Raw genomic sequence first — 6,770 nt, forward strand, 5'->3', positions numbered from 1 at the left:
GATTGCTTCGTCACTTTGTTCCTTGCAATGACGTGGGTGTAAAGTAATTGTAATGAGGGGTCTTTTAGAACACCCTCTGTGTGTAATAATAATTAAATATTTTACAACGTTGCCTTTAATCCAACATAAAAGCTACGCTGTGGCATATTGTACCCGTACACATGCTGGTAGTGTTTGTTGGTTATATTTTCAGCTTTTGCCTGTATGGTAACCTGTGGGGTCAGAGCATAGTGTGCTGCAATATCTGATTTTACATATCCTTTCAGCGTCACAGCCACAGTGGAAAATGTAGCAGCATCAAAATAAGAATCATTACGTTTTCCCACGTAGGTGCCAGTATATGATATGCTGAATTTCCCAATGTATATATTTACAGTGGCGTAGCCCTGATGTTTGGGTCTGCGCAAAAGCTGTGTATCAGTGCTTTCATCAATTGCTTGGGTATACGTATATCCACCTCCAAGGGTCAGAGCCTTAAACGGCTGCAGTGTAAAAGATCCTTCAAAGCCTTTAGTGGTAACCCTGCCAATGTTAATATATTTTCCCGGCCAGGTGCTGGAATCATAGTCTATCATATTGTGATAGTTGTTTTCAAAATAAGTAACACCAACGGTAAGGATATCAAACAATGGTTGTTCAATACCGACATCGTAACCGGTGTTTTCTTCTGGCTTTAAATCTTTATTTTCATCAGTATATACGCCGCCATCACCATAGATTTGATACAGGCTTGGTGCTTTGTAGCCTTTGCCCCAGTTACCTTTAAGTTTTGTTTTTACCACAGGGAAAACAACAGCCGGTGAAACTGTATAGCTTTGCTGCCAGCCAAAGATAGCATTTTTATCGGCTCTGACCCCTGCAGTTAGATAAAACATTTTACCTACATTTATATGATCCTGAGCAAAGAAGCCAATAACATCAGTATCATTGGTGGTTTTTGATGGAGTCAGGTAATCCTGCAGGTTTGAAAATTCTTTTTCAAAGCTGATACCTATATTCAGTATGTTACTGTCTTTAAGTGTGAATGTATGGAGCCATTCAGTATGGGCGATAGTTCCTGTGTAACGGTTTTTTGCTCCAAAATCGGCAAAACCTACACTACCGTCATCGTCAAAATCATCATATGAGCGTATTGTGCGGGAAACGCTGGCACTTAAGCTGTGTTTCCAGAATGATGCAATTGTGTGCTCAAACTGTATGTAGCCGGATACCTCTTTGCGGTTTTCGTAAGAGTTTGCATCATCAGTTAAGGCAGCATCATCTAAATCAAGATCAGTTTCCTTTGCTGTGAAGCCGGCATCAATGCTCAATGCAGTAAATGGCGTATAACCAAATTTACCCAATGCATAGCGCTGATACATGCTATCCTTATCATACGGGGTAGTGGCAGAGGAAGGTTTTGTTGCACGTGAATACCCTTCAGCGGAAAGCTGTCCGGCAGTAATGGAATAATTGAATGAACTATCGCCTGCTGAAATATTTGCTGAAAGCTGTGTGGTGTAATATGAACCACCATAAAGGTTTACGGTAACCTGTGATTTGCTCTGACCCCGTTTTGTCACAATGTTGATAATGCCTCCGGTTGCGTCTGATCCGTACAGTACGCTCTGAGGCCCCTTGATAATCTCAATGCGCTCAATTGAGTCGGTGGTGAGGGTTCCAAAATCAAATGTTCGTTCGATAGTTGATGGGTCTAAAACCTTTACTCCATCAATAAGCACCACTGTGTTACCGGTCTTTGCCCCCCGAATAAATACGCTTGCAGTGCCACCTAACGTTCCATTTTGTACAAGCGTAAGTCCGGAAACCGTTTGCAGCACATCACTTACAAACCGATAGCCTCCCTGCTCAATATCTTTGCTGGTAATAATACTTACGGAAGAACTTTGCCCATAGGTGATGGTGCTTTTGTACGCACTGATAACAACATCTTCCAGGGGCGTTTCTTCCTGGGCAAAGACGGCGGTACCTATCGCCAAAACTGCCGTTAAAAAAAAGATTTTGAATTTAAACATAAAAAACCTCCTCAAAAGTTTGAAAGTTGGTACTGGAATGAGGAGGCGGGAAACCGGAAAGCATAAAAAACGCATGCTCTGAGGCATGCGGAGTGTTAGAATCAAATTTCTTTGACGCTAACTGGCTCCCAATCCTCGAGGAATTCCAGCTACAAGGAGTGTCTGGCTTATCCCTGGTAAACAGGGAATCACAGTTGCGGGTCAGCGCGGGATTTGCACCCAGCTTCCTCCTGCTTTACGGTTTTTACGTAAAAGCAAGTATGATGAAAAAAAAATATTAATAATTGTCAACTAAAAAAATTTGCGTTTAATTTGTTGTAATAGGTACTTCTATTAAAATTAAAAAAATAATGCGTTGTTTGCTTGGTTTGTAACATAAACATATCAATTTTATTGTGGAGGTGTTATGAATAGTATATGCAGGAGTATTCTTTGTGGTGTTTTTATTGTAACTGGTGTTTCATGTTCTAATTATACTAGCACTAATAAAAATCTTGATTGGGAGCAAGTGAAAAAAGATGCAAGGGTAACTGTTCATGTTGATGAATTTGTTACTCCGTATATGGTGCCTGTATCCTCACTGGCCTGGGAGGATGGTATTTATATAACGAGGGATGGAATGGATTTGTATTGCATTTACTGTCCTGCTGACGTAATGTCATTTAATCTTGCTGGGTCACCACAAGAAGATGCGTTGCTCTATTTACGAGGTCCTTTCCTGTCTATGGATATGCATGCAAACCAGATTGGTTATGAGTGGTGGATTCATGGTGACATTTATCGTTCGCATCGTAATAGTCTTTCTGAAGATTTTACCCAATGGCAGGCGGTTGCAATGCATGACCCCATTTTCAATGAAGGAGCTCCTCAGGGTATTATTAATAACAATGGCTTTTCATACTTTGTCTATATCCATAACAGGATTTCTGATCCATATGATGATAATATCTGGATGCAAAAAGATGTTTCACGCAATCTTAATTCATCTGGTATGGAATTACCCGATAGCATTAATTCAGAATATGCAGAAGATAATCCTCATGTGGAATTGATAGATGCAAATCAATTATTACTTTTATTTGAGAGAGCAGGCCATCCAGATAATGTTAGCCAGAGGGATATATGGTTTTCGGTGGGTACTGATGACGGTACAAATTGGAGTAATCCGGTGAATTTTTACTGTATTAATACTTTTGGCAGTATTGATTATGAACATATACAACCACACCTGTACTATAACCAGAGCCAGTCATGTTGGTATTTATACTTTGTTACACAGCATACCAATGGCAGATTGGCAATATTTCGAAGTAAAAAAATAAAAAATCCTTCCAATCTCAATGATTATAGCGATTGGAATAACAATACAAACCCATACTGGGAAGTACCAAAACCTGTAATATCCACAGGAGATAATCCCTATATAATAGGGGTTGGAGAGCCAACCCTGACTCAGGAGGGAAATTTATACTTTGTTGTTATTTATGAAAATCCCGATGGTTCAGAATATAATAGATATGATGCAGATCCCTGGTGTGCAATAAAAAAATAGGAAAGTAAATCCAAAACATATATAAAAAAATCTTGAAGCACATAATTGTATTGACGGGAAAATAATACCATACAATAAATATAAAAGAGCGTCCACTCATATTGTAAAGCTAAACAATAGCACAGTTTTTGTAGGGTAGTTTTTTATTGATATTCAATGAAGATTGTAGTGCTTAAATTTTTATATTGCTATCTCTAATTTAAATTTTCAATGGAGATGTTTTATGAATACTATTGATGACATAAGTTCAAAAGGAAAGAAAACCGCCAATAAGATACGAATTGTAGTGGCAACTATCTTGTTTCTAATTGTTGTGTCAGCTGCTCCCAACAATCCGGCAATTGTTAATATAAGCTATCTGATAACCATTACTATTTTTGCAGTTATTTCAATCATAAACCTAAGATCGGTATCATCAGTATTGTACTCCAAAATTATTAAATATAGTACTGTTCTTTTTGAAATATCCATACCTACTATTCTCAAGCTTTCACATTTAGCAACAGCTAAACCACACCTGATGATTAATGAAGGAGCAGCCTTCCAGGCATATTTTTTATTTATAATGTTAACGTTGTTTCAAAATGAGCGGTTTTTAACAATCCTCACAGGTATTGTGGCTACGGTAGAATATAGTGTACTGGTTATTATTGGTATTTTTGTCATGCGCATGCCGGTTATTTCAGGTAGTTCAGAATGGGGGCATATAGTCATTGATGATGAAATTGGTAAGATAGTTATGCTCATTGGATTTACGGCAATAGCTGTTACTATATTACGGAATTTACAGCAATTTGCATTTACAGCTCTGAAAAACGAAAAAAATGCTTTAACAAAAGCTCTACAGCTAAAGGAGATAGTTAATGAGGCTAAAACTGTAAACAATTTGCTTATTGATGTAAGTAAAAATCAAACTGAAATTAGCACGGTGCTTTCAGAAGTAGCAAATGATGAAGCTACGATGAGTGAGGAGCTTTCATCAATGTATGAAGAACAAACCTCGGCAATTGAACTTATTTACAAAAACACTATCAAACAAACAGATGAAACAAAATTGATGAAAGATAGGATCCATGAATTCATTGAGATCCAGAAGAATGTAATAACCGTTGGCGAACAGATGCTGAATAATATTATCAGCATAACTGAATATTCAAAAAAAACAGAAACAAGTTTAAATGAGTTATCACATATCATGGATATTGTAACACAAAGTGGTGGTGCCATTAATTCATTTCTTGAGGTTATTAGAAACATTACTGATCAGATCAATTTGCTTTCGTTAAATGCAAGCATTGAAGCAGCCCGTGCTGGTGAGTATGGCAGGGGTTTTGCGGTTGTTGCAGATGAAATTGGTAAATTAGCAATGGCTACGTCGGATAATGCAAAGGAAATATCATCGCAGCTTGCACGAATAAATCAGGATATTTCCAGCAGTATTTCTATCATGCAAAATACGCAAAAGGCATTGAATGACATGATAGCCATTATAAGTGCCAGCAAGTCAAACATCAATGAAGTCCGTGCTGCAATTGGCAATCAGCAAAAAGCCATTGAAGATGTAAAACGTCAGTCAGATGTACTTGATTCACTTTCTCATGAAATACTTATGGCAATAAATGAGCAGCAGTCATCAATGAATGAAAGCGTATCATCTATACAAAAGCTATCGGAGGTGGCGCAGATAGTGGCAGACAGAACCATGCAGATGAATGAATTGACAATTCAGATTAATACAATTGCACAAACGTTGGCCAAAGTTACCGATACCATTGATAATTAAAAAGTCAGAGCATTACTTTTTTACATGCGCTGGTACGGGGTATACGTATGGTTTTCCGGATAGTGGATTTGTATAGACTAAACATACGCAATCAAACAGTGCTTCAATATTCTGATAGGTAATGCATTTTTCTGGTTTCCCATCAAAAAAAATCTTTCCTTCTTTAATGCCGATTATCCTGCTACAGTATTCAGATGCGATGTTGATATCATGCAGTATGGCAATAATGGTGCTGCCGTTTTCATTGAGTTTACGCAGAATGTCCATGATGGCAATAGCATGGTGTATATCTAAATGCGATACCGGTTCATCCAGCAAAACGCATTCAGTGCTCTGCGCCAGCGCACGGGCAATGTTGACACGCTGCAGTTCGCCTGAGGAAAGCTCGGTAAGCTTTTTTTGTTTTAAGTGCTGTACATTACAGTACTGCATGGCTTCATGAATGGCGTTGTAATCATGTTCTTTTAAGTTTGTGACTGTTGTATGGGGAAACCTTCCTAATGCAACAAAAGACTCAACAGTGTAGGGAAGCACTCGTTCAATATCAGTTACTGATGACACCTGTGTTGCATATACAGTGTGTGGTATTGTTGTAATATTGTTTTGTTTATAGGCGATAGTTCCTGATAATGGGGCTACAATGCGGGCAAGTAATTTGAGCAGTGTTGATTTGCCTGCACCATTGGGTCCAATGATGCCAATGAAATCGCCAGTGTTAATGGTACAATGGGGAATATTCAGCACAGGAATATTTTTGTATCCAGCTTTTATTCCGGTGAATTCAAATGTTATCATACCGTGTCCTTGCGCGTTAACAGAAGAATCAGAAAAAATATTCCACCAAAGAACCCCGTAATAATGCCTGATGGTATCTCATAAGGCATGACGATGCTTCGGCCAATGGTGTCGGCCAGTACCAGTGTGGTGCCGCCGGCAATTGCTGATACTGGCAAAAGAAATGAGTGGTTAGCTTTTATACTGCGCACTGCATGTGGTACAATGAGCCCAACAAATCCAATGATGCCGGTTGCGGCCACGGTGATGCTTGTAGCAAGTGATGCTATCCAGAAAAGTATAGCTATATGAACTGTGCTAATACCATGGGTTGTGGCAAAACCTGTGCCAAATGAAATGATATCTAAATGCCGGTGAAAAAAAAGTGCAATAGTTGTAATCATCAGTATGCTCATGCAATACAGTGTAATATGTTCATAATGAGCCATTGACAGGTCGCCGGACAGCCACATCAAAGTTTTGTGTATGGTGTCGGGTTTTGCAAATGCACATATAAGCAGCACCCCTGAAGAAAGCACAAAGCCTAATGATATGCCAGCTAAAATAATTGCTGTGGGATGAAACTGCATTGCCCTGGCAATGGAGAATATCACTACCACCGTGCATACTCCACCAATAAATGCAT

Annotated in this window: 5 protein-coding genes and 1 riboswitch; of the genes, 2 read left to right on the forward strand and 3 right to left on the reverse strand. The window is 38.8% G+C overall.

Annotation, left to right across the window (positions count from 1 at the left end):
* Positions 1–101: 101 nt before the first annotated feature.
* Positions 102–2,015, reverse strand: a complete 1,914-nt coding sequence (locus AB1444_06455; protein MEW6526294.1) for a TonB-dependent receptor — start codon at positions 2,013–2,015, stop codon at positions 102–104.
* A 136-nt stretch (positions 2,016–2,151) separates the two neighbouring features.
* A riboswitch (cobalamin riboswitch) is annotated at positions 2,152–2,290 on the reverse strand.
* Positions 2,291–2,421: 131 nt separating this feature from the next.
* On the opposite strand from AB1444_06455, the gene AB1444_06460 reads away from it, so the two are divergent.
* Positions 2,422–3,567, forward strand: coding sequence for a hypothetical protein (locus tag AB1444_06460; GenBank protein MEW6526295.1), 1,146 nt, complete (start codon positions 2,422–2,424; stop codon positions 3,565–3,567).
* 223 nt (positions 3,568–3,790) lie between these two features.
* Positions 3,791–5,350, forward strand: a complete 1,560-nt coding sequence (locus AB1444_06465; GenBank protein ID MEW6526296.1) for a methyl-accepting chemotaxis protein — start codon at positions 3,791–3,793, stop codon at positions 5,348–5,350.
* Positions 5,351–5,362: 12 nt separating this feature from the next.
* Here the strand turns inward: AB1444_06465 and AB1444_06470 are convergent, their stop codons facing one another.
* Both AB1444_06470 and AB1444_06475 read right to left on the reverse strand, forming a co-directional pair.
* Positions 5,363–6,145: an ABC transporter ATP-binding protein gene (locus AB1444_06470; protein MEW6526297.1), complete on the reverse strand. Its 783-nt coding sequence runs from the start codon at positions 6,143–6,145 to the stop codon at positions 5,363–5,365.
* On the reverse strand, positions 6,142–6,770 hold a 629-nt coding region (locus AB1444_06475), incomplete at its 5' end, for an iron ABC transporter permease (GenBank protein MEW6526298.1). The genes AB1444_06475 and AB1444_06470, both read right to left, overlap by 4 nt.

The sequence above is a fragment of the Spirochaetota bacterium genome (assembly GCA_040756435.1).
GTDB lineage: Bacteria > Spirochaetota > UBA4802 > UBA4802 > UB4802 > UBA4802.